Here is a 25,926-nt window from a genome sequence, read left to right on the forward strand (position 1 = left end):
TCAGAGCATGGCAGATCAGACCCTGGGGCTGTAGTGCATCGGGTTATCTCGCTGCTCGAGCGGGGGCAGGTTGCGCGCCGGTGTGTGGACCAGTGGTGCATCGGCGGGGATTCGGCCGTCAGCTCGATCCCATCCCGCGCGAGCACGTGGCTGATACCGGTATCGCCACGGCACCAGACGGAAGACGGCGTTGACGGTGCGGCCGACAGCGTTGTGAATTTTCTGATCGCGACTGGTCCACGAGTAGCCGAGTAGGTCTCGAACCGGTTGGTCGTACATTCCGACCGTCAGCCACACGAATCCGCGGGCGAGGGGGATTCGGGCGAGCCGCCACAAGGGATCGGGTAGCCACGTCATGTACGGGGGCTTGCCGAGTCCCGACAGGTCGAGGACGTCGCGGGTCGCCTTGTTGTCTTCGAGTACGTTGCGGCACATGTGGTCCCAGTACTCCTGAAATGCTTCCCAGGTCTCGGGAACAGGGCGCATGCTCATCCCGTACAGGCGGTACCACTGAATGTGCTCGGTGAAGAGCTGACGTTTCTGGGCCTCGGTCAAGCCACCGGAGAAGTTCTCGGCAGTGACGATTGTGCCCATGAAGAACGTTGCGTGCGCCCAGTAGAAAGTATCGGGATCGAGTGCGTGATACCGACGCCCCAACTTGTCGACGCCCTTGATTCGTGTGTGATAGCCGCGGACTTCTTCGGCTGTCTGCTGCGCGCGATCGCCGTCGAAGACCACGCCTGCAATGGGATACAGCGAGCGGTACAGTCGTTCCCACCGCTCGTCGAAGAATTGTGAATGCTCCTCGACTCCGGCGCCGAGGCCGGGGTGCATGTTCTGCATCGAACCGGCCCAGACGCCTTGCAGCATCCCGCGCCAGTCGCCGAAATACCTCCACGTCAGGGAATCCGGACCGAGGGGAACCGGGGTGCTGCTGTCGTCAAGTTGACTACGCATGTTGTCAGATTAGGATCGACAACAGCGGTAGTCAAGGATCGAATGCCGGGTGCATTGAAGATCAAGTGTCGGCGAAGTGGGGAAGTTGTGAGCATCGAAGAACGCAGGGCCACTCGAAAGGCGACGTTGTTCGACGTCGGAGTGACACTGCTCGGTGCGGTCGACGGTCCGGCCGTCAACGTGCGTGCGGTCTGCAAGGCCGCCGGTTTGACCGAGCGGTACTTCTACGAAAGCTTCACCGATCGCGATCAGTACGTTGTCGCGGTCCACACGTTTGTCGCCGAGCGTGCGCAGTCGGCGCTTGCGTCGGCAGTGGAGTCGGAGACGACATCCGAGGCCGTCGCCACCGCTGCGGTCGACGCTTTCGTCAAGCTCATGGTCGACGATCCGGCGATGGGGAGAGTGCTCCTGATCGCCCCGCTCTCGGAACCCGTTCTGAGCGGCCGCGGTATCGAATCGATGCCGGCGTTCGTCGACCTGGTGTACGACCAGTTGTCCGAGATCGCTGATCCCGTGGACAAGCAACTGGTGGCAGTCGGACTGGTCGGGGCGTTGTTCACACTGTTCATCGGTTATCTGGACGGCACGATCGTCGTGGACCGTGATCGATTTGTCCGCCACTGCGTCAGGCTGCTGATCAACGCTAACCAGGCGTGAAGGGCTGGCAGGCCGGGCAGAAGAAGATATTTCGCTCGGTGAGCTGATCCGGTCCGAGGGTGTCTTCTCTGATGCGAGTTCCGCAACGGCGGCATGGTTTTCCGCGTCTGCCGTACACCCATGTCTGCCTACCGGGGCGGGTGTCGCCGGTGGTGACCCGGATGCGACGCGACTTGTTGACGTTGATGGTGCGAAAAGACAGATCCACTATCGCGTCGAGATTCCCCGCGAGATGTGTCGGCGTTTTCGGGTGAATACCTCGTAGGAAGCAGATCTCGTTTCGGTACACGTTGCCCAGTCCGGCCATCACCCGCTGATCCAGGAGCGCGATTCCGATCGGTACGGAGTCGGCAGCCCGAAGATTTCGGGCGGCCACGGAACTGTCCCAATCGGTCCCGAGCAGATCCGGTCCGAGATGTCCGACGGCCTCCTGTTCCTGCCCGAGTTCGAGGATCTCGGTGATTCCCAGTGAAAAGCCAACTGCTACAGAGTCTTCGGTGGCCAAGATGATGCGCGCTTGATGAGCGGGTCGGCGCCAGCGCTCGCCGGGGCGATAAATCTGCCACTGACCTTCCATCTTCAGATGCGTGTGAATGGACGCTTCGCCCACTCGGATCAGGAGATGTTTTCCGCGGCTGGCGACGGAATCCACGCGGTGGCCCGAGAGATCAACCGTGGCGTAACGAGGAACGCGGACGTCGCAGGTGGTGAGTACCTTCTCGGCCAGGGCAGCGCGCAGTTCATTGGCGGCCCGCCACACGGTATCGCCCTCAGGCATGGTCGCCGCACCCACACTTCAGGATCTCAACTTCCACGATCTCAATCATCATGACCCCAATCCTCATGACCGCAACCGGAATCCGCGAGGGGTGGCCGCGAAGCCGGCTTCGACCAGGACCGGAGCAAAATCGTTGCCGTGGATGGTCTCTCCGTCGACCTTCTCCACTACCAACTTGTCGATGGCGCGAGAAGTCACCTTCTGAGCAAGTGACAGTGCTGCCAGGCGCAACGTTCCGCCGTCGTCGGTGAATGTCAGGATCGTGCGACCGCCGCGCTCGACGAACAGAACCAACTCACCCTCCACCAGAACTACCAGTGCGCCGGCTTTTCGTCCGGGTCGGTGTCCTGGTGACTCTTCGCCCCCCGACGCCGGCCACGGCAGCGCCGCGCCGTACGGGTTTGCCGGGTCGCACGCCGCGAGAGTGACTGCAGCCGAGGAGGTGTGGCGCCCCTCGATGGAATCACCGAACGTCCGCAAGCGGTCCACCACGGGAGGCGTGGAGAATTGAGCGCCGCCCAGGGTGTCCACGAAGTATCCGCGTCGAGCGCGCCCGTTGTCCTCGAACGTGCTCAGTACCTTGTAGATCAACGCGAAACCGCCCGGCACGTTCTCGCTCATCACCGAACCGCGGGTGACGACGCCGTATCGTTCGAGCAGCAGATCAGCCGTGGCGTGCGCCCGGATAGTGGGGTCAGGTTCGATACCTGGCAGCTGGAACCACCGACCGGAGGCAGTTGCCGGTCCCGTGCGCGCGGGCGTGGAAGCGCGGGCCATTCCGCGGTACGGACGGGCCCGCGGAACACGGCGAGGTGATCGGTGACTGGTTGTTGTTCTGGTGGTGTCGGAGAGAAGTGCGCGCAGCGGTGCAACGGTGTCGTTACCGATGTGTCCGAGCCACACCAACTCCCACAGTGCCGTCGTCACCGCACTGTCGACCGTGTCCGCAGCCGACTCCGTAGTTCGCAACGCGTCGACCAACTGGCGGAAGAAGTAGGCACCGCCGCCGGACAGCAGGTCGAGGATGCGCTTCTGCAATTCCGAGACGTCGGTGTCGGCGGGCGAATTGAGCGTGATCGGTGCCAGGTCGGCGGGGTGCAGCACTACCCACCCGTCTTTGCCCGAGATAGCTCCCGATCCGGACCACAGGACTTCACCCGTCGACGTGAGTTCGTCCAACATCGCGGGAGAGTAGTCGGCAACTCGGCTCGGCAGGATCAACGATTCGAGAGCGGACGCCGGAATCGGAACGCCGGCAAGTTGATCGACCACCGTTGCAACACCGTCGATTCCTCGCAGCGTGCCGCCTACGTGCTGCCAACTGGGAAGGAATCGCCCGAGCGTCGCGGTGCTGACCGGCTCGACCTCCTGCCGTGCCGCGGCGAGCGAGCGTCGCCGCAAGCGACGCAGGACCTCGGCGTCGCACCATTCGCTCCCGGTTGCAGACGGGCGGAATTCACCTTCCAGGACCCGCTTTTCGAGCGCGAGCCGACCGAGAACGTCACGCGCGACTGATACTCCGAGACCGAAGCGTGCAGCCGCGTCGGCGAGAGTGAAGGGACCGTGGGTGCGGGCGTACCGGCTCAGGAGGTCGTCGAGTGGTTGATCGACCGGCTCGATGAACGCGGCCGGAACGCCGATGGGTAGGGGAACGCCGAGTCCATCGCGAAGCCGCGCTGCATCTTCGACGACGGTCCACCAGCTCTCGCCCGCATACGAGACGTGGAGGGCGCGTTTGTCCGTAACCAACTTCTCGAGCCATGAGACCGGGTCCTCGAGACAGCGTTCGGTGACTTCTTCGGTGGTCAGCGGGCCGAGCATGCGGAGGAGATCGGCAACACCCTCGAGGTCCTTGGCCTTTCGGTCAGGGACGAGCCGTTGCAGTTCACGTTCGGCCTGCTCGATCACTCCGGCGTCGAGGAGCTCGCGCAGCTCGACGCGGCCGAGGAGTTCGGCCAACAGCGTGGAGTCCAAGGACAAAGCGGCGGCGCGTCGCTCGGCGAGGGGGCTGTCGCCCTCGTACATGAACGCACCCACGTAGTTGAACAGGAGCGCACTGGCGAACGGAGACGGAGAGGCCGTCTCCACCTCGACGATTCGAATCTGCCTTTTCTCGATCTTGCCGAACAATTCCTTCAGTGCAGGCAGGTCGTAAACGTCCTGCAAGCACTCGCGTACGGTCTCGAGCAGGATCGGGAAGGTCGGGAACTTGCGGGCGACGTCCAGCAGTTGCGCCGACCGCTGACGCTGCTGCCACAGCGGTGCACGTTTTCCGGGATTGCGGCGGGGGAGAAGCAGTGCGCGGGCGGCACATTCGCGGAATCGGGAAGCGAAGAGCGCGGAGCCGCCCACCTCCTGGGTGACCAGATCTTCGATGTCCTCGACGTCGAAGGTGAACAGTTCGGCGCCGGGAGGTTCGTTCTCGGTGTCGGGGAGTCGGATGATGATGCCGTCGTCGGAGGCCGTCGGGCTGGAATCGACGCCGTATCGTTCCTGCAGGCGCGCCCCGATGGCGAGGGCCCACGGTGCGTGAACCCGTTGGCCGTACGGGGAATGCAGCACCAGACGCCAATCACCGAGTTCGTCGCGGAAGCGTTCGACCACCAGGGTTCGATCCGACGGCACCTGCCCGGTGGCATTCTTCTGCTCACCGACGAGTTGGATCAGGTTGGTAGTCGCGTTGTGATCGAGCCCGCCCACGCGGCAACGCTCGACGACGTCGGCTTCGTTGCCGAGAGCCGTTTCGCGGACGAACTGCCCCAACGCCTGTCCGAGTTCGGCGGGGCGACCGAGTCCGTCGCCGTGCCAGAAGGGCAAACGACCCGGCATGCCGTAGGCGGGGCTGACCAGAACCCGATCGAAGGTGATCTCCTCGATCCGCCAACTGGTGGCGCCGAGCGCGAAGACGTCGCCGACCCGGGATTCGTAGACCATTTCCTCGTCGAGTTCGCCGACGCGGGACGCTTTCTCGCCAACCATGTAGACGGTGAAGAGGCCGCGGTCGGGGATTGCGCCGCCGGAAGTGACGGCCAAACGCTGCGAACCCGGGCGGCCCGTGAGCGTGTTGGACTCACGATCCCAGACAAGGCGAGGACGTAATTCGGCGAACTCGTCCGAGGGGTACCGCCCCGCCAGCAAGTCCAGAGTCGATTCGTACGCCGAACGGGGAAGCGTTGCAAAGGAACCGCTTCGGCGCACGGTCTCGAACCAGTCGTCGACGTCGATCGGTTCGAGAGCGGTGGCCGCAACAGTTTGCTGAGCGAGGATGTCGAGGGGATTGGCCGGAACGGCCATCGCTTCGATCTTGCCTTCGACCATGCGCTCGACCGTCACCGCGCAATGAATCAGGTCGGTGCGATGCTTGGGGAAGACGACGCCTCGCGATATCTCACCGACCTGGTGGCCGGCGCGGCCGACACGTTGCAGGCCGCTGGCAACCGAAGGCGGTGCCTCCACCTGGATGACCAAGTCGACGGCGCCCATGTCGATTCCGAGTTCGAGACTGCTGGTGGCGACGACGCATCGCAATCGACCCGATTTGAGGTCGTCTTCGATGAGGGCTCGCTGGTCTTTGCTGACCGATCCGTGGTGGGCGCGAGCAAGGAGGGGTTCTGCGCCGTAGTTGACCTCGGTGGGAGCCCCGATCTGCGCGGGCGGGCGAGATGTTTTCTCGACGGCCAGACCGATGCGTTCTGCATGAATCTCGTTGAGCCTGGCTGTCAATCGTTCGGCGAGGCGGCGAGAGTTGGCGAACACGATGGACGATCGGTGGTCGAGAACGAGGTCGACGATCTGTTCCTCGACGTGGGGCCAGATCGAACCGGCTTGCGGGGTGGGAGATTCGGAACCGTCGTCCGGCGTCGCGATCCCCAGTTCGGTCATGTCCTCGACGGGAACACGGACCGTGAGGTCGAAGGTCTTGGCGGCAGGCGGAGCCACGATTCGGATCGGTGCCGAACCGGCGAGGAACCGCCCGATCTCCTCGTGCGGACGGACAGTGGCCGACAATCCGATGCGTTGCGCCGGACGCTCGAGCAAGCCGTCCAGGCGTTCCAGTGAGAGCGCGAGGTGAGAGCCGCGCTTGGTGCCCGCCACCGCGTGAACCTCGTCGACGATCACGGTGTCGACACCGACCAGTGTTTCCCGGGCAGCGGAGGTGAGCATCAGGAACAACGACTCAGGCGTGGTGATCAGGATGTCCGGGGGTCGTTTGATCAACGAGCGCCGATCGGCCTGGGACGTATCACCGGAACGGACACCGACGGTGATCTCGGGCGGAGTGAGGCCTAGACGCTTCGCCGTCTGCGTGATGCCGACCAGCGGCGCGCGAAGGTTCCGCTCGACGTCCACACCCAGCGCTTTGAGCGGCGAAATGTAGAGGACTTTGGTGGCGCGTTCGCCTTCGTCCTTGGCGGCGAGTTGATCGAGGGCCCACAGGAACGCCGACAATGTCTTGCCGGAGCCGGTGGGCGCGACGACAAGTGTGTGAGAGCCACTCGCGATGGATTCCCAGGCGCCGAGCTGCGCAGCAGTCGGAGCGCTGAAAGCGCCGCCGAACCACTCGCGTGTGGCGGGCGAGAACCTACCGAGGACGTTGGTCACGACCACCATATTGCCCCTTCCCACCGACAGCGTGTTCGTGCCTGCAGCCGAAGCGCAGAGCATACTATTTGCCCTGTTATAGCGATTCTCTTGTTATCGAGAAGGCGAGTGCCTGATGGAAGCAGTCAAGATTGTCCTCGAGCTGGCGGTAGTGCTCGGGGCGATTGTCATGGGTACCAGATCGAGCGGTGTCGCTCTCGGTCTGTGGGGCGGCGCAGGTGTTGCCGTCCTCGTGTTCGTCTTCGGAGAGGACGTCGGCAGTCCGCCGGTCGACGCTCTCCTCATCGTCCTGTCCGTCGTCCTCGCGTCGTCGATGATGCAGGCGGCCGGTGGTATCGACTGGATGGTCACCATCGCGGCCAAGTTGATCGAATCTCGCCCGAAACAGATCACGCTGATCGCGCCGTTGGTGTCATTCCTGTTCTCGGTCGGTGCCGGCACGTCCAACATCCTCTACCCACTGCTCCCCGTCATCTACGACGTCTCGTACAAGAACGGTGTGCGGCCGTCACGACCGCTGTCGCTGTCAGTTGTCTCGACCGGTGTGGCGCTGGCGTGTAGTCCGGTGTCCGCGGCAATGGCGGCAATGGTCACGCTGACCGACGTGCCGCCTTACGATTTCGAACTCATCGACATCATCAAGATCACCTTCCCGGCTGCTGTTGTCGGCATCATCCTTTCCTCCATCGCGGTCAACCGACTCGGCAAAGATCTCGACGACGACCCGGAGATACAGGCGAAGATGAAGTCGGGCGAATTGGCCGGACCTGGTGCAGCCTCCAAGACCGAACTCGTCTCGACGAAGACCGGACGAAACGCGGCACTGATCTTCCTCGCCGGCGTCCTGGCTATCGTGATCTTCGGCCTGTTCAAGGGGATTCGTCCCGAAGCTGCCGACGGTACTCCGATGGGGATGACACCGATCATCGAAATGCTGATGTTCGTCGTGGGTACGTTGATCCTGCTGGTGTGCCGCCCGAATGTCGCCGACGTGCCGTCGTCGACGGTGTTCCGTGCCGGTATGGTCTCGGCCATCGCGCTGTTCGGTCTGGCATGGCTGACGGACACGTTCATCAGCGCCCATTCCGAGCTGATCACGAGCACCGTCGGCGACTGGGTCAACGCCGCGCCGTGGATCTTCGCGCTCGGTGTCTTCCTGGTCTGTGTACTGACGACCAGTCAGTCGACCGCTACGAGGACCATCGTGCCGATCGGTCTCGCTGCCGGGATTGCACCCGGTCTGGTGAGCGGAATGTGGGCCGGAGCGTTTGCCGGCGTCTATCTGTTGCCGACAAACGGTTCGCAGATCGCGGCTGCGAACTTCGACCTCTCGGGCAGCACGAAGCTCGGTTCCAAGCTCGTCGACCACTCGTTCTTCCTGCCGACCATCATCTTGGCCGTCACGACGATTGCGGCCGGCGCGTTGTTCGGAGTGGTGCTCGGTTGAGTATTGCGGCTGAGTCAGCCCTGAGTGACAGCGCTGAGTCAGCTGTTGCGGTAGTGGTCCCAGCTCGCCTTGCACGCGTGAGCGAGCTGGTCCACCCGTTCGGCGTCGGGTGTAGGCCAGTCGACGCCGGGTTCCATGATGTAGGCGGCCAGTTCGTCTCCCAGTAGGAATTCTCGTTTGAATTCGGCCTGAACCGCGCTCAACGTGATCCCGGCTTCGGCGGCGCGGGCGCTCAATTCGGCGAATCTCGCTCCGGCTCGGATGATTTCGAAACTGCCGAGGTACGGCTGATTGAGAGCGACCGCATCCGGATCGTCGACCTGAAATCCCTTGCGATGTGAGACCGCAAGTGTGCGAATGAGCTCCGGATCCATCGTCACGGGATTGTCGCCGCGTCGATTACCGTCGTGATCGCCACGATTGGAGAGTGCGACGACGTCGGGGAGTCGATCTGCTTCCGGCCGTTCGACATTGACGGCGCCGTCCCGCCGGGTGGTGTGGTTCATCGTGTCGTGGAACGACAACGTCGTGAACGATCGACCGAGTTCGAAGCTCTTCTCCACCATGGCTTCGATCAGTGTGTCGCGAGTTCTTTCGTAGACACCCAAACCGTGTTCGGCTGTCTCGGTGAAGGTCTCGGCGAGGTTCTTCCAGCCCGCGTCGTCGGTCGGCTCGAGCAGCAGGGGGTAGAACGAGAAGGTGACAGGGCGAACTGCGTCGACGCCGGTGAGGTCTGCTTTGTTGCCTGCACCGGCCTTGTGGACGCGGGCGAATGCTTCGCGCAGTGACGCTTCCAGGTTTTCGGGCTTCGCACGGTTGGGATCGCGAATCATGCGAGGGTGCGGATTCTCCACGTATACGATGCGCGAATCGATTTCGGCCCAACGGCGCACGATGGGACTGGTGGACATGTCGGTGAAGTCGAATTGCAGCCGCTGTGTGAACTCGGGTGCGAGAAAACGTGAGAGTTCTGCTGGAATCGCGGAACCCGAGTGTGGGCAACTGACAAGAAGGTCGGCTTCGGCGATGGCGTCGTCGAGACTGCGGGAGTCGCGATCGGCATAGAACGTCAGGTCCTCCGGCGTGAACACGGTTCCGGCCGGGATGAGTACTGGTTCTCCACTGGTCATGAGCCCCAGCGTAATCGAGTATAACCGTGCGTACTCAGTATCCGCTGAGTCGTTCCACGAGAGCTGTTTTGATCTCCGGGCGACCAGCCGCGACAAGAGTGAAGGTGGCTTCACGCATGAGCCGCTCGGGGGTGTTGCTGCCGACCAGAGCGCGGCTTCCGGTCGCAGTCACGAGTGCGGCCGACGCGCGTATCGCAAGTTCCGACGCTCGGGCGCGGGCGGCCGACATGTCGCCGCCGTCGCGCAGTGCTGCATCGAGATCGGCGCGCGCCCGGGTGGCTTGTTCCTCGAACGCGTCGGTGTCGACTCCCAGATCCGCAAGTTCGGTGACAGCGCGGCGGGTGATGCCCATGGCCATCGCGCCGTTGAGCCACAAGCCGGGGAGCTGGGTGCTCTGGAATTGTTCGTCGCTGACGACAGCACAGACGTCGGTATCGGGAATTTCGAAAGCGTCGAACACGATTCGGACGGTGTTGCTTCCGCGCGCCGCGATCAGTGGAAGTTCCTCGATCGTCAGACCCGGGGCCTCGCCCACCGGTACGACGGAATGAACGATGGAATTGTCGAACTCGTCGCGCGCCGACACCAAGAGAACATCGACGATGCCCCAACCGGTGACGAAGGGTGCGATCCCGTCGAGGACGTAGCCGTCGTTCACCCGCTTCGCCCACAGGAGCGGTGGGCGGGGGATGGCGCCGGCATAGGCAACCCCACCGCGAATCGTGCCGGAAACCAGACCGTCCCAGTATTGTTCGCGCAGAGGTGCATTGGGACTCGCCGCCAGGGCTCCGACGACGCCGTGATGCTGCATCCAGGTGAACGTCGTCGCGAGGCAACCGCCGCACAAGGTTTCGAGGACCTCGACCAGTTCTTCGCTGCTGGGGCCACCCTCACCGAGGGCAGCGATGCCGTAGAAGCCGTCGGCGGCGAGCGCGTCGAAATGGCTGCTGGGGATTTCTCCGTCGGCGTCGACGCTGTCGGCGACGGGAAACAGAACGGTATCGGCGATTTCGCGCGCAAGTTCCGGCCACATGGTCACGCTGTCAGGGTAAGCCGTGAGCGGGGGGTTGTGGTGTGGAACTACAGCCGCGCATCTAGAACGAGGGCGGCGAACTCACGATGAGGAACCTCGCGACCGCATCGGTGCGATTGAACCACCGGTGCGGGATGGTCGAGGTGTAGAGGAGGGTGTCGCCTACATGAAGAACGTGATGCTCGTCCAGTCCCACCTCGACCTCGACAGATCCTTCGAGAACATGAATGAACTCTTCGCCGGCGTGCTCGGTGTGCTCACCTGCCTCGGAATGAGGTGCTGCCGTGATCTCGTTGGGTTCCATGGTCCGTGAGCCGGTGGAGCAGAATCGAATCACCGAATCGTGTGCCAGTTCGAAGGTTCGCCCCTCGCCGGCGCGGACGAGGCTGGACGGAGTTCGCTCACCTTGTGCCAAGAGTGCGTGCGCCGTGGTGCCGAGCGATTGCGCGAGGCGATGAAGGTTCATGACACTGGGTACTGCGTGGCCGTTTTCGGTCTGGCTCAGGAAGGGCTGGGACAAGCCCGACTTCACGGCAACCTCGCGCAACGTCAGTCCGGCTTCTTTTCGCGCCGTCCGCACGGCAGCCCCGATTGCGGTCGCTATCGCCTTCTGGTCGTCGTCCATGTGCCGAAGATAGCAGTGCTCTGGTGAAAGTTTTGATTACACAGACGAAACAAATTCGACCACGGTAAGAAATTATCGACGTGCTGAATAGTCCCGTACACGAAACACTTCCAGCTTCGGACGGAGATCGGCGCATGGCCATCCATCCTGTCGACCAGCGGCTCCCATTTGCCCGCCAGTCTGCTTTTGCTCTTCAGCACGTCCTCATCATGTACACCGGCTGCATCACGGTTCCGCTGGTTTTCGGTGCCGCCGTAGGGCTGGACCGCAGCACAGTCGCGATGCTGATCAGCGCGGACTTGCTCGTTGCAGGCATCATCACGATCATTCAGAGCCTGGGCGTCGGGAAGGTCGCCGGTGTCCGGCTGCCGATCGTCTGCGGGGCGACCTTCGCCGGGCTGACGCCGATGATTCTGATCGCCAAGGAGTACGGCCTGCAGGCGGTGTACGGGTCCATGCTGGTCGGTGGCGTAGTCGGCATTGCCTTGGCCGTGCCGTTCGCCAAGATCGTCCGATACTTCCCACCCCTGGTTACCGGCGTCGTCCTCACAGTCATCGGCATCTCGTTGATCGGTGTCGCAGGAGGACTGATCGTCGGAAACGACCCCACCTCCCCGTCGTTCGCCGACCCGAAGAATCTGGCGCTGGCTGCCGCAGTCGTTGTGGTCGCGGTGGCCTTCATCTGCCTCGGCCGCGGGATGTGGACGCAGCTCGGTGTACTGATGGCGCTTGTGATCGGCACCGTGATCGCCATCCCGATGGGCCTGATCGATCTGAGTGGCGTCGGCGGCTCGGCCTGGGTGGGCTTCCCGATGCCGTTCCACTTCGGCGCTCCGGAGTTTCCCGTCACCGCCGTGGTGGCGATGAGTATCGTCATGGCAGTCGTCTTCGCAGAATCGACGGCGAGCATGCTGGCGGTCAGCGAGATCACCGGAAAGCCTTTGAAGAAAGCAGATCTCGCACGAGGGCTGGTGGCCGACGGGATGTCGGGAGTTCTGGGCGGAATCTTCAATGCCTTTGTCGACACCGTTTTCTCGCAGAATGTCGGCGCCGTTGCCACGACCCGGGTGTACAGCCGGTACGTGACCGCTACCAGCGGTGCCATTCTGATCGTCCTCGGCCTCATCCCGCGAATGGGTGAAGTGGTTGCAGCCCTGCCTGATCCGGTGGTCGGCGGTGTCGGAATCATCTTGTTCTCCACTGTCGCCGTGGTCGGAATCAACACGCTGCGCAAGGTCGATCTCAGCGACCCGATCAACACCACGATCGCCGCTGTATCGGTGGGGATCGGTATTCTTCCGGAATTTGCGGAGGGGATGTTCGAGCGATTCCCCTCCTCGGCTCAGATCCTCCTCGGTAGCGGCATCACCTTGGCTGCGGCCTCGGCCTTTTCGCTCAATCTGCTGTTCAATCACACCCGACTCGGTGAACTCGCGAGGCGATCGCGAGAGAGCCTCCATGCCACTGCAAAATCTGAACCCGCCACCAGCTCTGCAGGAGACGCCAGTGTCACAGTCCCAGTCTGATCCCTTCGAAGTGCCCGTCGTCGACATCTCGCCTTACGTGCTCGGTGGTGCCGACCAGGACAAGGCGCGAGTGGCTGCCGAAGTCGACCATGCTTGTCGGACTGTAGGTTTCATGCAGATTCGGGGCCACGGTGTTCCGGCCGCTGTTTCTTCCGGCCTCGCCGAAGCGATGGACGACTTCTTCGGGCTGCCGATGGAGACGAAGTCGGGCTACCGAATCGAGGGCGCGAATCGTGGGTACAGCCCGCCCAAGAGTGAGTCGCTGAGCCTGAGCCTCGGCGTCGAATCCGCGACCAGAATGAACGACTTTTTCGAGGCCTTCAACGTCGGAACCGAAGCCCGATCATTCACCGAACTCGAACTGTCGGAGGACGATTACGGAATCAACCTGTGGCCCGCAGTGTCTGGTTTCACGGAGCGGGTGGAGAATTACTACGCCCATGGCGAGCGGGTGGCACGCACACTGACCACCATTTTCGAAGACGCGCTCGGGCTGACCCCAGGATTCTTCGAGTCGATCACCGACCACTCCATCGACGTACTGCGGATGAACAACTACGCGTTACCCGAAGGGACGGTGACGTTGGACGGTGAGTTGAAGGGGATGGGCGAACATACCGATTTCGGGCTGGTCACCGTGCTGTGGGCGGATCAGGTCGAAGGTTTGCAAGTACTCGGGAGCGACCGACGCTGGCACGATGTCTGGCCGCACGACGGCGCGCTACTGGTCAACCTCGGGGATCTCACCGCGCGACTGACCAACGACAGGTGGATGTCCACGCTGCACCGAGTTGCGCCTCCGGTGGTGAACGGCACCATCAAGCGCCGGCGATCGGCGGCCTTCTTCCATGACGGAAACGTCGACGCGGTGATTGCGACCTTGCCGAGTTTTCAGGACGACTCCGGCTTGGAGTACGAACCCATTACCGTTCGCGATCACATCAAGGCCAAATTGGCCGGGTCGAGGCAGGGGAAGTCCAACGCCGCCGCAGGTCGTGAGGCGGCTCGGGTACTTTCGGCTGCAGAGCTCGAGGTCAAGCAGTGAGTGCACGGAACATCGTCCTGATCCACGGAGCATGGGCCGGCGGTTGGGTCTGGGATCGTGTGTGTGGCCCACTGAAATCGGCCGGCTTCAATCCTGTTGTGGTGGAGCTTCCCGGCTCGGGAAGTTGGAACTCAGACGACGTGATCGATCTCGATGTCGTTGCCGAACATGTTGTGGCAGTTGTCGAGTCCTTGGACGGGCAGTGCGCCCTCGTTGGTCACTCCGGCGGTGGCATCGTGGCCTCACAGGTGGCTGAGTTGCTGCCTTCGCGGGTAACGGGTCTTGTGTACGTCGCAGGGATGATGCTTCCATCGCAGACGGACTTCGGGATGCTCTGCATCGAACTCGGTCTGGAAAGTCCGGTCGGGATCTCACGTTGGTTGGTCCCCACCGACGACGGGGATGCGACGGTGGTACCGCCCGAAGCCGGTGCCGCTGTGTTCTTCCACGAAGCGCCGGTGGCTGATGCGATCTTCGCCGCGCGCATGCTCGTTCCACAACTGGAGTCAGCCCGCCTGATGGCACCGGTCTGGACGGAAGAGCGATTCGGAACCGTGCCGAGGTTGTATGTCGAATGCACGCTGGATCGAACCGTGCCGATCGAGGCTCAACGCGCCATGCAGAGACTTGTCCCCGGTGCCCAGGTGGTCAGCCTGGGCACCGACCATGCACCGCAGTTGTCGGCGCTCCCGGAGTTGATCGACGCGATCACCGATTTCGCCCGGCAGGTGTTCAGCCGAACTCGACCCCTTGAGCCAGCGGAAGCTGGTCCGAGTAATTGACGGTATTGGTGGCTCGGCGCATGTATGCCTTCCACGAATCCGAACCCGACTCGCGTCCGCCGCCAGTCTCCTTCTCCCCGCCGAATGCGCCGCCGATCTCCGCACCGGACGTTCCGATGTTCACGTTCGCGATGCCGCAATCGGAGCCGTCGGCGGCGAGGAAGTGCTCTGCTTCTCGCTGATCGAGTGTGAAGATCGAGGACGAAAGTCCTTGAGGCACGCCGTTGTGCAGCGCAATGGCGTCGTCGAAGTCGGTGTAGGTCAAGACGTAGAGGATGGGTGCAAAAGTCTCCGCCCGCACCACCTCGGTCTGTGCGGGCATACGAACGAGGGCAGGTGTCACGTAGAACCCGGAATCGCCGACGCGGTCCCCGCCACACACCACAGATCCGCCGTCCGCGCGTGCGGCCGAGAGCGATTTCTGCATCGTCTCGAACGCGGCTTCGTTGATCAGCGGCCCGACCAGAACACCGGAATCGAAGGGACTGCCGACCTCGAGCTGTGCGTACGCGGCCGCAACGCGCTCGACGACGTGATCGGCGATCGACTCGTGAACGATGAGCCGACGAAGTGAGGTGCACCGCTGCCCCGCAGTTCCGGCGGCGGAGAACACGATTCCGCGTACGGCAAGCTCGAGATCTGCCGACGGTGTGACGACTGCGGCGTTGTTGCCACCCAACTCGAGGAGGCTTCGCCCGAAGCGTTCGGCGACCCGCGGAGCCACCGCGCGGCCCATTCGCACGGAACCGGTGGCGCTGACCAAGGCCACCAGTGGGTTGACCACCAAGGCCTCACCGACATCGCGTCCGCCGATGATCAACTGGTGCACGTCGATCGGTGCATCACAGTCGGCGAGGGCGCGTCGGAGGAGGGCGTCACATGCCAGCGCAGTCAGCGGCGTGGTCTCCGAAGGCTTCCAGACGACGGCGTCACCGCACACGAGAGCGATGGCGGTATTCCACGACCACACCGCGACGGGAAAGTTGAACGCGGAGATGACCCCGACAACGCCGAGAGGGTGCCACGTTTCCGTCAACCGGTGTCCGGGACGCTCGGACGGCATGGTGCGTCCGTAGAGCTGCCGGGAGAGACCGACGGCGAACTCGCAGATGTCGATCATCTCCTGTACCTCGCCGAGAGCCTCCGAGGTGACCTTGCCTGCTTCGAGGGTCACGATCTCCGCGAGGTCCTCCTTGTGCTCGGTCAGTAGGCTGCCCAGCCGGCGCACGACCGCGCCGCGCGCCGGAGCGGGGACGGTGCGCCAGGTGAGGAACGCGCGATGCGCCGCGTCGACGGCGTCGTCGACTTCTCTACCGGAGTGCTGCCGAACGGTACGCAGTTGCGTACCGGTGATGGGGGTTCGTGCGCTCAGGTCGCCGGCGGGCCACTCGACACCGCACGCGGCAAGGGCGCTTTCGGCGCGATCGGCGAGGCTCGAAGAATCAGGCAGGTTCACTGGGGAGTCCTCTGTTGTTGTGGGCGGGAGGCAGCACGGCACGTGACGCCTCTTGTTGTGCGCGGTACAGCTCGAACGGATCTTCGATGGTGCGGTCGATGGCGCCCTCCAATCGATCCTGCCCGTATTCGGCGCCGGGCGCATCGGAAACGAATCCGGTCACGGAATCGAGATTGGATGCGAAGATCCCGGCCGCGGAGGCAGGTAGGAAGTCCTCGTAGACGATCGGGTCGCGGACGACAACAGTTCCTTCGTTTCGGTACGTGAAGTACGCCAACCCCGCGGCATCGAGTTCGCTTTCGGAGTGCGGAAATTCGCTGTCCCAGTCGGCGTCCTCGGGCGTGGCGATCAGTCGGTCGTAGATCGCTCGCCCGCTGCGGGTCAACGCGATTCCGCGTGCCTCCACCTCGCCGAATCTGACGCGGACGGGCTCAGTGGTGACCGATCCGTCGTGCTGACGGAAGAGTCTGTCTTCGGCCAATGCACGAAACGACGTCTGCCGCAGAAGTAGTAGTGGTCCGCTCCATCTCGGCGGGCCTTGGATGCGGTCGATCATGGTGATACCGCGCTCGGTCATGCGGCGGTACAACTCGTCGATGTCGAGCACTCGCGGGGTGAGGTGATTGACGTGGGTCGAGCCCTGCCCCGCAATGTCTGCAGCGACAGGCGAGATTGCGGCGAGTTCGCGGTACCAGCCCGCGTCGATGGGATCGGTGCCGAGCCGAAACGCCGAGGTCGCTGCATCGACGAACTGTGTCGCCTCGGGCTCCGTCAGGCCGCCCTCGCGACTCGATTGCCGTGCCCACTGCAGAAGTTCGGGAGAGAACAGGGTCCGGCGACGCAGGAACCTGGTGATCCGACGCTCGAGGTCGGTGTCGAAGAACCTGGAATCGGAACTGGTCAGCACCGAGGTGAAAACGCGGAACGGGTTCCGGGCGAGTTCGGCGGGATCGGTGGGGCGAAATGCCGTCGAGACAACGGGAATGGGGGAGTCGGTGAGCCGGAGGTCGTAATAGCCGACCGGAAACATACCGAATCCGCCGAAGACGGTGGCTACGTCACGTAGTTCGTCGAGAGTCCCCAGTCTGATGGCGCCGTGACGCTCGGCGCTGACTCTCGCCAGGCTGCCCAGGCGCTCCGCAGAATCCGGATGTTCGGCGGCAAAATCACGGTTCACCTGCATCGTTACATCTACCAAGGTGTTGTAAGCGGGGACCTCGTCGCCATACATCTTGGCGAGGGCCGCTGCGAACCGTGCACGTAGCTCCCAGGTTTCAACCATACGAATGTCCGATTGCGTTAGCCTGCGCAGGTGCGAGAAACAGAAACCAGTGACGTTGCCGGTGTTCCGGTCGACGAAACCGATCGACTCTTGATGCGTGAATTGGTCTTGGACGGCCGTGCCACTCTCGCGAGTCTTGCTGAGAAGGCTGGACTCTCGATCTCCGCAGTCCAGTCGCGAGTGCGTCGTTTGGAATCTCGCAAGGTGATCCGTGGGTACTCCGCGAAGATCGATCCGGAGGCACTCGGTCACAATCTGTCCGCATTTGTCGCCATCACTCCTCTCGATCCCTCGCAGCCCGACGATGCGCCTGCCCGCTTGCGTCATCTGCCGGCGGTCGTCTCGTGTCACTCGGTAGCCGGGAGCGAAAGCTACGTCCTCCTGGTCCGGGTGGCGTCACCTCGGGCGTTGGAGCGATTGCTGCAGGAGATCCGTACGGCAGCCAACGTCAACACACGAAGCACCATCATCCTACAAACTTTTTACGACGAATGACGCTTGTTCAATAACTTTTACGGTCCTCTATCGACACTCCCGGAAAATTGACATAGCCTTCGCGTATGAGTACTGCGATGCGAGACTTCGGTGACAGTGCGCTCTTTCCGGTCTACGACGTGTTGAAGGCCAGCATCCTCGTCGACGGATTCGATCTGATTCTCGACGTCGAAGGGTCGCGGGGTTCCTATCTCCGTGACCTGCGAGACGGAACCGAGTATCTGGACATGTTCGGTTTCTTCGGCTCTTCGGCCCTGGGTATGAATCACCCTGCGATCGCAGGCGACGAGGAGTTTCAACAGGAGTTGGCTGTCGTGGCCTCCAACAAGCCGAGTAACTCCGACATCTACACCGAACCCATGGCGCGCTTCGTTGCGGCTTTCGCTCGGGTACTGGGGGATTCGGCACTCCCGCACTTGTTCTTCGTCGACGGCGGAGCCCTGGCGGTGGAAAATGCACTCAAGGTTGCCTTCGACTGGAAGAGTCGGTGGAACGAAAGCCGTGGGTTGTCAGCAGATCTGGGGACAAAGGTCCTGCACCTGACCGAGGCTTTTCACGGCCGCAGTGGCTACACGATGTCGCTCACCAACACCGAACCGGGCAAGGTCGCGCGATTCCCCAAGTTCGACTGGCCACGTATCGACTCGCCGTACCTGGCAGACGGCCGCGATGTCGAAGCTGCGGAGAGGCAAGCTCTCGATCAAGCGCGCCGAGCTTTCGCCGACAACCCCGACGACATTGCCTGTTTCATCGCCGAGCCGATCCAGGGCGAGGGCGGCGACCATCACCTCAGGCCGGAATTTCTGCAGGCGATGCAGGAGTTGTGCCACGAAAACGACGCCCTCTTCATTCTCGACGAAGTACAGACCGGTTGCGGAATCACCGGAACTGCCTGGGCCTACCAACAATTGGGTCTGAGTCCGGATGTGGTGGCGTTCGGCAAGAAAACGCAGGTGTGCGGAATCATGGCCGGCGGGCGCGTGGATGAAGTGCATGACAACGTGTTTCACGTCAGTTCTCGGATCAATTCGACGTGGGGTGGCAACCTCACCGACATGGTTCGTGCCCGGCGGATACTCGAAGTCGTCGAGCAGGACCGACTGATCGACCGCGTGCGATTCACGGGTGCGCATCTCCTTGCCCGGTTGACCGAAGTCTGCGGGCGGTACGCGGCGGCAACCGAGCCGCGCGGTCGTGGTCTGATGTGCGCGATTACGTTGGCGGACAGTGACCTTCGTGATCGCGTTGTCCAGCGACTGCGAGAAGACGAGCATGTGATGATACTGCCAACCGGGAAGAGAGGAATCAGATTCCGTCCCGCGCTGACGGTGACCACCGGTGAGTTGGACGACGCGGTCGACGCAGTCGAGCGAGTGCTCGAGCGCGAAGTCTAGGCTCTGGCCTGGAGTTCGCTCCACACTCGATCCGGTGTCATCGGTGTGGAGTACATACGCACTCCACACGCGTTGGCTATCGCGTTTGCCAACGCCGGTGCTACCGGATTGAAGGGGGCCTCACTCATCGATTTCGCGCCGAAAGGCCCGAGTTTGTCGTACGTGTCGGCAAACAGTACTTCGGTGATCGGCAAATCTCCGATCTGTGGAACGTGGTAATTGCGTAGCTGAGGATTGATCACTCGGCCTTCTTCGATGACGATTTCCTCCGACAGTGCAGCGCCGAGGGCCTGTCCCACACCGCCTTCCACCTGCCCTCGCAGTTGTGCCGGGTTCATGACGGTGCCGGCATCGGCGGCCTGAACCGACTGCAGGATCTTCACCCGGCCGGTATCCGTGTCGACGGCAACGCGAAAGCCGTGAACGTTGAACGAGACCGAGCGCGGTGTTCCGTCGTGGCGACCGTCAGCGGCGAGCGGGCCACCTTCGAGTAGCGTCGCGAAATCGAGGCAACCGTGGGACGTTTCGACCCCGCCCGGCGAAAGATCGTCGATCTGCGCGCCGCGGCCACTCAATCGCACCGCACGGGTCAGTATTCGCTCGCGAAGGCGCTCGCAGGCGATCAGGAGCGCCTTGCCGGCGACCACCGTTCCCGTCGACCCGAATGCTCCGGTGTCGTATCCGCCGGCATCGGTGTCGGATTGAACAATCGTGATGCGATCGACTGTCGTCCGCAATTCGGTGGCCGCGATCTGTTGGTGAATCGTAGTGGTTCCGTTGCCGAACTCAGCGGTGCCGATGTTCACGACGTACCGACCGTCGGCCTCGAGTGCGACGGTGGTGTCGGAGAAGTGACCACGCGGCGGGATCGTCGCGATCATGGCAATTGCCATGCCCCGACCGATCTGCCAACGCGTCCCTGCCGGTGCAGCCTCTCCGCGTCCGCTCGACAGTGCACTGTCGACGAGGTCGATGCACTGGTCCAGTCCGTAGCTGCCGAATTCGAGATCACCGTCTTCGACGTGCCAGTCGACAAAATCGTCTCCGGGAACGACGACGTTGCGCCGCCGAAACTCGAAGGGGTCCATGCCGAGACGATCCGCGAGCTGATCCATGGCCGACTCGACGGCGAAGATGATCTGGCCGAGCCCGTAACCACGAAAGGCCCCGGAGGGAACGTTGTTCGTGTAGACCGCTTCGGCGTCGACGCGTTTGGTCGCAGCGCGATAGACCGCCATGGATTCGGCGCAACCATGGAACATGACTCCGATCGAATGGTTCCCGTACGCCCCCGCGTCGGAAAGGACGTCGATAGCGAGCGCAGTGAGAGTTCCGTCGGCGTCGGCGCCCGCACGCACCGATACTCGCATCGGATGCCGTGACGGTGCGATGGTGAACTGATCGCTGCGGCTGAACTCGTAGGCTACGGGCTTGCCGGTCTTCAAGACGGCCAGTGCGACCAGATCCTCGGTGAGTAGTTCCTGCTTCCCGCCGAAACCCCCGCCTACCCGTTTTGCGAACACCCGGATTCGGCTGCGATCGAGATCGAAGATGTGGGCCAATTCGTCCCGAACCAGAAACGGCACCTGTGTGCTGCTTCTGATGACGAGACGGCCCTCCTCGTCGAGCCACCCCACTGCGCCGTGAGTTTCCAAGGCCACGTGCTGGACTCGCGCAGTTTTCCACGTACCTTCGACGACTGCAGTCGCATCCGCGAGCGCACGGTCCAGATCGCCGACGCCATCGTGAAGCGCGGCAACCACGTTGCGAGGGGCCTCGGCGATCCGCGAGCTCTCGTCCTTGTCGCCGTGCAGGAGTGGAGCGCCGGGGGAACGCGCCAGATCTGGTTCGAATACCGCGTCGCGTACCTCGTAGTCGACTTCGATCAGCGAGAGTGCACGTTCCGCCTGCGTCGGGGATTCGGCGATGACCGCGGCTACGCGCTGGCCGCGGAAACGGAGGGTGCTGTCGAACACGCGCGTGTCGTCCGGATCGTCGTTGCGGTCCTCGTGCCGGGCGGTCGAGAACAGCACGTCCGGACTGTCATGAAAAGTGAGGACCGCAGCGACGCCCGGCGCCGCTTCGGCTGCTGCCGTGTCTATCCGCGTTATGTGTGCGTGTGCGTGCGGACTGCCGAGTACTGCGACGTGAAGCAGGTCGACCGGCTTCTCACCCGGGGAGAAGTCCATGGTGTACTGCTCGGTTCCCGTGACGATGCGCGCGGACGCCGGTGCTGCGATCGAACGCCCCTGAGCCCCGCCTATTTTGGCAGTCTCCGTATTGGATGTACCGGCGAGAGCGTCACGAATGGACCGATAACCGGTGCAGCGGCACAGGTTACCTTTCATCGAGCACGCGAGATCGGATTTTTGCTCGACCGACAACGCTGATGCGGTGACTACCATTCCCGCTGTACAGAAACCACATTGGAATCCGCCCGCGTCCACGAATGCCTGTTGAATGGGGTGAAGTTTCTCCGGTGTTCCGAGACCGGAGGCGGTGACGACGTCGCGGCCGTCGATGCGATGGGCGGGAAATATGCACGAATGGGTGGGGTGTCCGTCGACCAGCACCGAGCAGGCGCCGCAGTCCCCGGCATCGCACCCCTTCTTGACGGAGTTCGCTCCGTGCTCGCGGAGGAAAGTTCGCAGGCACTGTCCTGGGCGGGGCTGGTCGTCGCGCGGAACTCCGTCCACCGAGTACTTCATTCCAGTTCACCTCGGATTTCTTCGGCAAGAAGCTCGGTCATCGCCTTCCGCCACGGCGCAGTTCCATGGACATCGGTGAAGTAGGCGTCTTCCGGAATCCTGCTGCTCAACGCATCCGCAAGTGCTGTGGCGTCGGGGAGTTCGTCGAATTTGAGAGCGTACGGACGGCGGGTCGCGGCGGTGATCGCCAGCGTGAAACCGTCGGCGCCGCAGCGTCCGGCCACGGCTACGGCCGATCGCCCAAGTGACGTCTGAGCCAGCTTTCGCATCGCGGTACGTGCAGTCAATGCATGCACGGGAATCCGGATACTGCGGATGATCTCGCCGGACCTGAGTACGTTTCGAGAATCGTCGATAACGAAATCGACTACGGGGAACGAGTATTCGGTACCGTCCGGACGCCAGATCGTCAGTTCGGCATCGAGAGCGGTACACAGAGTCGTCATCGCTCCGGCCGGGAAGGAGAGCGCGATGTTGCCGCCGACTGTCGCGTATCGCAACACCTTCCACGATGCGAGTAGTGCGTCAGCGCAGTGTTGGAACAGCGCTGCGGCGCGCCAGGATGCGGGAAGTTCGGCGCGGCACAGTTCCTCGATGGTGCAGGTGGCCGCGATCTCGAGACCGAGATCGCCGACCGCCACAGCTTCCCAGTCGAAGCCCGCAAGGTCGACAAGGGTGGTCAGGTGCGGCTGCGGTTCCGAGTACAGCCAGGTGCCGCCACCGATGAACCCGATGCCGGGTGACGCACAGGGGAGTTCGGCGCGGGTCCGCGGCACCAGAACTTCGTCGACGCTGTGCAGGTCCATCGCGACCTCAAGCCTTTCCGAGTAGATCGCGGTGTGCGCGTGCGACATCCGAGGCCACGACGTCCTCGTCGACGGTGGTGACTCGTCCGTCGGCAACTACGATTCGTCCGTTGACGAGCAGTAACTTCAGCGGGGGAGTCGAGCCGAGTACGAGCGCCGCCACCGGATCGGTGATGCCGGCATGCGCGACGGTGTCGAGTTTCCACACCGCCAGGTCGGCAAGTTTTCCGACCTCGATCGATCCGATTTCGCCCTCGCGGCCCAGAACTCGTGCGCCGCCGATCGTTCCCAATTCCAAGGCTTTTCGCACCGTCATCGTCTGCGGTCCGCCCTTCGCGCGAGCAAACAGAAGTGCATGACGAGACTCCTCGATCAGGCTGCAAGCTTCATTGCTCGCCGCGCCGTCCACGCCGAGCCCCACGGTGACCCCGCCGTTCACCAAATCGGCGGCACGGGCGATACCGGCTCCCAGGCGCGCGTTGGAGGTCGGGCAGTGCGCCGCCGCAGTTCCGGTTCGCGCCATCGTCTCGATACCGGCGTCGTCGAGATGGACTGCGTGGGCGTACCAGACGTCCGGGCCCACCCAGCCGACTCGTTCCATGTATTCGACCGGCGTGCAACCGAAATGCTCGCGGCAGAATCTCTCCTCGTCCAGTGTCTCGGCCAGATGCGTGTGCATACGCACGCCGTTTTCGCGGGCCAGCGTCGCGGACTCGCGGAGCAATGCCTCCGTCACCGAGAAGGGTGAGCAGGGAGCTACCGCGATCTGCAGCATCGATCCGGGATTCGGGTCGTGCCAACGGTCGATTACCGACTGCGTGCCGGTCAGGATGTCATCGAGTTTTTCCACGACGTGATCCGGTGGCAGGCCGCCGGAACTCTGGCCGAGATCCATCGACCCACGACACGGGTGGAATCGAAGGCCGACCTGCGCAGCAGCGGTGATCTCGGCCTCGAAAACGTCGCCGGCGTCGCGGGGAACGACGTAGTGGTGGTCGGTGGTGGTCGTACATCCGGTTTTCGCCAACCACGTGAGGCCGCCGGTGGCCGCCACGTGGACGGCGTCGGCGTCGATACCCGCCCAGACGGGGTACAGGGTGGTCAGCCACTCGAAAAGCGTCGAGTCCGCGGCCAGGCCTCGGGTGATCCATTGGTAGAGATGATGATGTGTGTTGACCAGACCCGGCGTGATCAGGCAACCACTCCCGTCGATCACTTGCGCACCCGGGTATTCGGGTGGCGTTCCGGCGCCGACGTCGACGATCTTGTTGCCCGAGATCACCACATAGCCGTCGGAGTACTCGGAGCGGTCGCCGTCCATCGTGACCACATGAGCGCCCGCCACGACGAGTGTTGCCCCGAGAGCTGATTCGGTCACGACAACCAACCGGCGTAGGTGGTCCACGACGGTCCCGCGTCTGGTGCGTCGGATCGGCTGACCGCAGCTTGGATCAGGCCGTACGGACGATCCGCAGCGTGGAACACCTCGTTGTCGTTCTCCACTCCGAAGCGGCCGAGTGCATATTCGAAATGATGCTTGTTGGGTGCGGACAGTCGAACCTCCGCGATGATCGGGAATTCCTCGAGGATTGCCTTGCCGATGTGGAAGAGCGTCTGCTGCAGGGCAAGTGAATGTACCTGTGCGAACTGCTTGACGATCTGTGCCTTGATGCCCGCGTAGACCGATTCCCAGTCGACGTCGGTGGTGACGAATCGCCACTGGGCGACCAACGTCGTCGCCATGACGCGGTCGTCGGTCGGCTCGAGAACGGTGTACGGATCTTCGAGAAAACCCGAGAACTCACTACCGGTCGATTTGAGGATCACCAGGTCCTTCAGGCCGCCGATCACCCATGTCCCGGTATCGGCGATGGTGATCGACGCCGTCCGAACTTCCTGACCCTTCCGAATCCAGGTGTAGTCGTGCTCGCTGCCGTCGACAATCGCACGCTCCCAGGCGTATTCCTCGATCTCGATCCGCGCGCCACTGACCGGTTCGATGTCGTCGACGAAATGACGGGCGAGTTCGAGTCCGTACGTCTCGATCGAGATCAGACCCTTTTCCTTGGCGTAGGAGTAGGCCGTTTGTTTCTGCGTGTCGGTCGGCAGAACCTTCGATTGATCACCGGTGAGGTACGCGTCGGCGAAATCTCCACGCAGGCAGGTGGAGACGTTGATGTCGTGAATTTCGTGACGGGGGGTGTCTCGATAGATTCGGACTACTCGATTTTCCGCTTTGCCGTACTGGTGACCCGATAGTTCGATCGATCCGCTCAACCGTTCGGTGTTCGTACTGCCGGTTGTGATGTTGCCGGTCGTGATGTTTTCGGTAGTCACGTGTTCAGCTCCCGCGATAGGTGGAATAAGCAAAGGGAGACAGCAACAGTGGGACGTGATAGCCCCGTGCCGTGTCGTCCACCCGGAAGGTCACTGTCACTTCCGGGTAGAAGTTTTCTTGTCCGTTGGTCTCGAAATACGTTCCGGTGTCGAAAGTCAGGGTGTAGTGACCGGCGGTCAGGCCACCGGGAGCAAGTTCGGGGATGCGGCCGTCGGAGTCGGTCTCCGCAGTGGTGACGGAGGCGCCGTCTCGATCACGAAGTTCGACGCGAATCCCCGCCGCGGGGTTGCCCGTCGTCGCGTCGAGAACGTGCGTGCTGAGGGTCTTGCTCATGCTGTGCCTCCGGCGAGTGCATCGATCAGACGGGCGAGTCTGATCCGATTGATGGCGGCCAATTCGGTTCGAAGCACGGAACGCTCGGTCGCCGGGTCGTTTCGGAGACGACCTCGAAGGATGTCGAGGAGCTCCGTTCCAGATTTCCCCGACGCGCAGACCAGGTAAACATGGCCGAATGTCTCTTCGTACTCGGCGTTCTTCCGTCGAAGTTCCGTGAGTACGTCTTCTGTCGCCGACGAGACTCCCGACTGTTCACGGGTAGAGGCCGCGCTCTCGCTTCGCTCACCGATTCGTGGGTGGCCGGAGAGAGCGTCGTCGATCTCGGACTCGGGAAGCTCGGCCAGCACCGCATCTGCTTTGTCGAACAGAGCTTCCAGATCGGCGAACGGGCGAGACGAGGCGATTTCCTGTGCCCACACGGCGGAATGGCAACACTCGAGCAGCGCCGCGACTGCCTGGTGGTCACCGAGCGCATCGAAGGCTCCGAGACCACTGGAATTCGTTGTAGGCATGTCCACAGGATTACTTG

General features: G+C 62.8%; 21 protein-coding genes. 7 read left to right on the forward strand and 14 right to left on the reverse strand.

What is annotated here, in order from left to right:
* Positions 1-15: 15 nt before the first annotated feature.
* Complete coding sequence (locus QM609_RS21785) at positions 16-957, reverse strand: oxygenase MpaB family protein (RefSeq protein ID WP_050654885.1); 942 nt, start codon at positions 955-957, stop codon at positions 16-18.
* An 87-nt stretch (positions 958-1,044) separates the two neighbouring features.
* Here QM609_RS21785 and QM609_RS21790 point away from each other — a divergent pair, with 87 nt between their 5' ends.
* Positions 1,045-1,614 (forward strand): TetR/AcrR family transcriptional regulator, encoded by a 570-nt coding sequence (locus tag QM609_RS21790; protein WP_007727263.1) that lies wholly within the window; start codon positions 1,045-1,047, stop codon positions 1,612-1,614.
* Here the strand turns inward: QM609_RS21790 and QM609_RS21795 are convergent.
* A complete protein-coding gene (locus QM609_RS21795) occupies positions 1,601-2,392 on the reverse strand; it encodes a DNA-formamidopyrimidine glycosylase family protein (protein ID WP_030535047.1) in 792 nt (263 codons plus the stop codon). The two genes, QM609_RS21790 and QM609_RS21795, sit on opposite strands and share 14 nt — an antisense overlap.
* 63 nt (positions 2,393-2,455) lie before the next feature.
* Entirely contained in the window at positions 2,456-7,003 is a 4,548-nt protein-coding gene (locus QM609_RS21800) for an ATP-dependent helicase (protein WP_042449813.1), read from the reverse strand.
* A gap of 106 nt (positions 7,004-7,109) precedes the next feature.
* Here QM609_RS21800 and QM609_RS21805 point away from each other — a divergent pair, with 106 nt between their 5' ends.
* Positions 7,110-8,441: an anaerobic C4-dicarboxylate transporter family protein gene (locus QM609_RS21805; protein ID WP_050654886.1), complete on the forward strand. Its 1,332-nt coding sequence runs from the start codon at positions 7,110-7,112 to the stop codon at positions 8,439-8,441.
* Positions 8,442-8,479: 38 nt separating this feature from the next.
* Here the strand turns inward: QM609_RS21805 and QM609_RS21810 are convergent, their stop codons facing one another.
* Genes QM609_RS21810 through QM609_RS21820 form a run of 3 tightly spaced genes read right to left on the reverse strand, consistent with a single transcriptional unit; the run spans position 8,480 to position 11,229 of the window.
* On the reverse strand, positions 8,480-9,571 hold the full coding sequence (locus QM609_RS21810; protein ID WP_003940896.1) for an N-formylglutamate amidohydrolase: 1,092 nt from the start codon (positions 9,569-9,571) through the stop codon (positions 8,480-8,482).
* 34 nt (positions 9,572-9,605) lie between these two features.
* Complete coding sequence (locus QM609_RS21815; RefSeq protein WP_081377504.1) at positions 9,606-10,610, reverse strand: acyl-CoA dehydrogenase family protein; 1,005 nt, start codon at positions 10,608-10,610, stop codon at positions 9,606-9,608.
* Positions 10,611-10,665: 55 nt separating this feature from the next.
* On the reverse strand, positions 10,666-11,229 hold the full coding sequence (locus tag QM609_RS21820; protein ID WP_007727247.1) for a helix-turn-helix domain-containing protein: 564 nt from the start codon (positions 11,227-11,229) through the stop codon (positions 10,666-10,668).
* Between the two features lie 134 nt (positions 11,230-11,363).
* On the opposite strand from QM609_RS21820, the gene QM609_RS21825 reads away from it, so the two are divergent.
* From QM609_RS21825 to QM609_RS21835, 3 genes are read left to right on the forward strand one after another with little or no spacing between them, the layout of a single operon-like run.
* On the forward strand, positions 11,364-12,755 hold the full coding sequence (locus tag QM609_RS21825; RefSeq protein ID WP_007727244.1) for a uracil-xanthine permease family protein: 1,392 nt from the start codon (positions 11,364-11,366) through the stop codon (positions 12,753-12,755).
* Entirely contained in the window at positions 12,736-13,800 is a 1,065-nt protein-coding gene (locus QM609_RS21830) for an isopenicillin N synthase family dioxygenase (RefSeq protein WP_042449601.1), read from the forward strand. Before QM609_RS21825 ends, QM609_RS21830 begins: the two co-directional genes overlap by 20 nt.
* Complete coding sequence (locus QM609_RS21835) at positions 13,797-14,582, forward strand: alpha/beta fold hydrolase (protein WP_050654887.1); 786 nt, start codon at positions 13,797-13,799, stop codon at positions 14,580-14,582. The genes QM609_RS21830 and QM609_RS21835 overlap by 4 nt, the downstream gene beginning before the upstream one ends.
* Here QM609_RS21835 and amaB read toward each other — a convergent pair.
* Positions 14,533-16,038, reverse strand: coding sequence for an L-piperidine-6-carboxylate dehydrogenase (amaB, locus tag QM609_RS21840; protein ID WP_042449599.1), 1,506 nt, complete (start codon positions 16,036-16,038; stop codon positions 14,533-14,535). The genes QM609_RS21835 and amaB overlap by 50 nt on opposite strands.
* Positions 16,025-17,320, reverse strand: a complete 1,296-nt coding sequence (hglS, locus tag QM609_RS21845; protein WP_050654888.1) for a 2-oxoadipate dioxygenase/decarboxylase — start codon at positions 17,318-17,320, stop codon at positions 16,025-16,027. The genes amaB and hglS overlap by 14 nt, the downstream gene beginning before the upstream one ends.
* A gap of 30 nt (positions 17,321-17,350) precedes the next feature.
* Here hglS and QM609_RS21850 point away from each other — a divergent pair, with 30 nt between their 5' ends.
* A complete protein-coding gene (locus QM609_RS21850) occupies positions 17,351-17,815 on the forward strand; it encodes an Lrp/AsnC family transcriptional regulator (protein WP_003940830.1) in 465 nt (154 codons plus the stop codon).
* Positions 17,816-17,880: 65 nt separating this feature from the next.
* Entirely contained in the window at positions 17,881-19,209 is a 1,329-nt protein-coding gene (gene lat / locus QM609_RS21855; RefSeq protein ID WP_050654889.1) for an L-lysine 6-transaminase, read from the forward strand.
* On the opposite strand, the gene QM609_RS21860 is transcribed toward lat, so the two are convergent.
* The 6 genes from QM609_RS21860 to uraD form a co-directional block, all read right to left on the reverse strand.
* Positions 19,206-21,917 carry a molybdopterin-dependent oxidoreductase gene (locus QM609_RS21860; protein ID WP_050654890.1) on the reverse strand — a complete coding sequence of 904 codons (2,712 nt, stop codon included), beginning with the start codon at positions 21,915-21,917 and terminating at the stop codon, positions 19,206-19,208. The genes lat and QM609_RS21860 overlap by 4 nt on opposite strands.
* Positions 21,914-22,723, reverse strand: a complete 810-nt coding sequence (locus QM609_RS21865; RefSeq protein ID WP_050654918.1) for an FAD binding domain-containing protein — start codon at positions 22,721-22,723, stop codon at positions 21,914-21,916. Before QM609_RS21865 ends, QM609_RS21860 begins: the two co-directional genes overlap by 4 nt.
* Positions 22,724-22,730: 7 nt before the next feature.
* Complete coding sequence (locus QM609_RS21870; RefSeq protein ID WP_230359898.1) at positions 22,731-24,044, reverse strand: 8-oxoguanine deaminase; 1,314 nt, start codon at positions 24,042-24,044, stop codon at positions 22,731-22,733.
* Between the two features lie 53 nt (positions 24,045-24,097).
* The gene (gene pucL / locus QM609_RS21875; RefSeq protein ID WP_030535035.1) at positions 24,098-25,000 is read right to left on the reverse strand and encodes a factor-independent urate hydroxylase; all 903 of its coding nucleotides are present in this window, start codon (positions 24,998-25,000) and stop codon (positions 24,098-24,100) included.
* A gap of 64 nt (positions 25,001-25,064) precedes the next feature.
* Positions 25,065-25,394 carry a hydroxyisourate hydrolase gene (uraH, locus tag QM609_RS21880; RefSeq protein ID WP_007727227.1) on the reverse strand — a complete coding sequence of 110 codons (330 nt, stop codon included), beginning with the start codon at positions 25,392-25,394 and terminating at the stop codon, positions 25,065-25,067.
* On the reverse strand, positions 25,391-25,909 hold the full coding sequence (gene uraD, locus QM609_RS21885) for a 2-oxo-4-hydroxy-4-carboxy-5-ureidoimidazoline decarboxylase (protein ID WP_050654891.1): 519 nt from the start codon (positions 25,907-25,909) through the stop codon (positions 25,391-25,393). The genes uraH and uraD overlap by 4 nt, the downstream gene beginning before the upstream one ends.
* Between the last annotated feature and the right edge of the window lie 17 nt (positions 25,910-25,926).

The organism is Rhodococcus sp. IEGM 1302, from assembly GCF_030056935.1.
GTDB lineage: Bacteria > Actinomycetota > Actinomycetes > Mycobacteriales > Mycobacteriaceae > Rhodococcus_F > Rhodococcus_F qingshengii.

What these genes read in the sequence shown, in the direction of transcription:
- QM609_RS21870 (WP_230359898.1), bottom strand. Translation starts at nt 24,044, where the DNA reads ATGGACGGCGACCGCTCCGAGTACTCCGACGGCTATGTGGTGATCTCG.
- QM609_RS21825 (WP_007727244.1), top strand. Translation starts at nt 11,364, where the DNA reads ATGGCCATCCATCCTGTCGACCAGCGGCTCCCATTTGCCCGCCAGTCT.
- hglS (WP_050654888.1), bottom strand. Translation starts at nt 17,320, where the DNA reads ATGGTTGAAACCTGGGAGCTACGTGCACGGTTCGCAGCGGCCCTCGCC.
- QM609_RS21805 (WP_050654886.1), top strand. Translation starts at nt 7,110, where the DNA reads ATGGAAGCAGTCAAGATTGTCCTCGAGCTGGCGGTAGTGCTCGGGGCG.
- QM609_RS21820 (WP_007727247.1), bottom strand. Translation starts at nt 11,229, where the DNA reads ATGGACGACGACCAGAAGGCGATAGCGACCGCAATCGGGGCTGCCGTG.
- QM609_RS21785 (WP_050654885.1), bottom strand. Translation starts at nt 957, where the DNA reads ATGCGTAGTCAACTTGACGACAGCAGCACCCCGGTTCCCCTCGGTCCG.
- uraH (WP_007727227.1), bottom strand. Translation starts at nt 25,394, where the DNA reads ATGAGCAAGACCCTCAGCACGCACGTTCTCGACGCGACGACGGGCAAC.
- QM609_RS21800 (WP_042449813.1), bottom strand. Translation starts at nt 7,003, where the DNA reads ATGGTGGTCGTGACCAACGTCCTCGGTAGGTTCTCGCCCGCCACACGC.
- QM609_RS21865 (WP_050654918.1), bottom strand. Translation starts at nt 22,723, where the DNA reads ATGGACCTGCACAGCGTCGACGAAGTTCTGGTGCCGCGGACCCGCGCC.
- lat (WP_050654889.1), top strand. Translation starts at nt 17,881, where the DNA reads ATGAGTACTGCGATGCGAGACTTCGGTGACAGTGCGCTCTTTCCGGTC.
- QM609_RS21795 (WP_030535047.1), bottom strand. Translation starts at nt 2,392, where the DNA reads ATGCCTGAGGGCGATACCGTGTGGCGGGCCGCCAATGAACTGCGCGCT.
- uraD (WP_050654891.1), bottom strand. Translation starts at nt 25,909, where the DNA reads ATGCCTACAACGAATTCCAGTGGTCTCGGAGCCTTCGATGCGCTCGGT.
- QM609_RS21810 (WP_003940896.1), bottom strand. Translation starts at nt 9,571, where the DNA reads ATGACCAGTGGAGAACCAGTACTCATCCCGGCCGGAACCGTGTTCACG.
- QM609_RS21860 (WP_050654890.1), bottom strand. Translation starts at nt 21,917, where the DNA reads ATGAAGTACTCGGTGGACGGAGTTCCGCGCGACGACCAGCCCCGCCCA.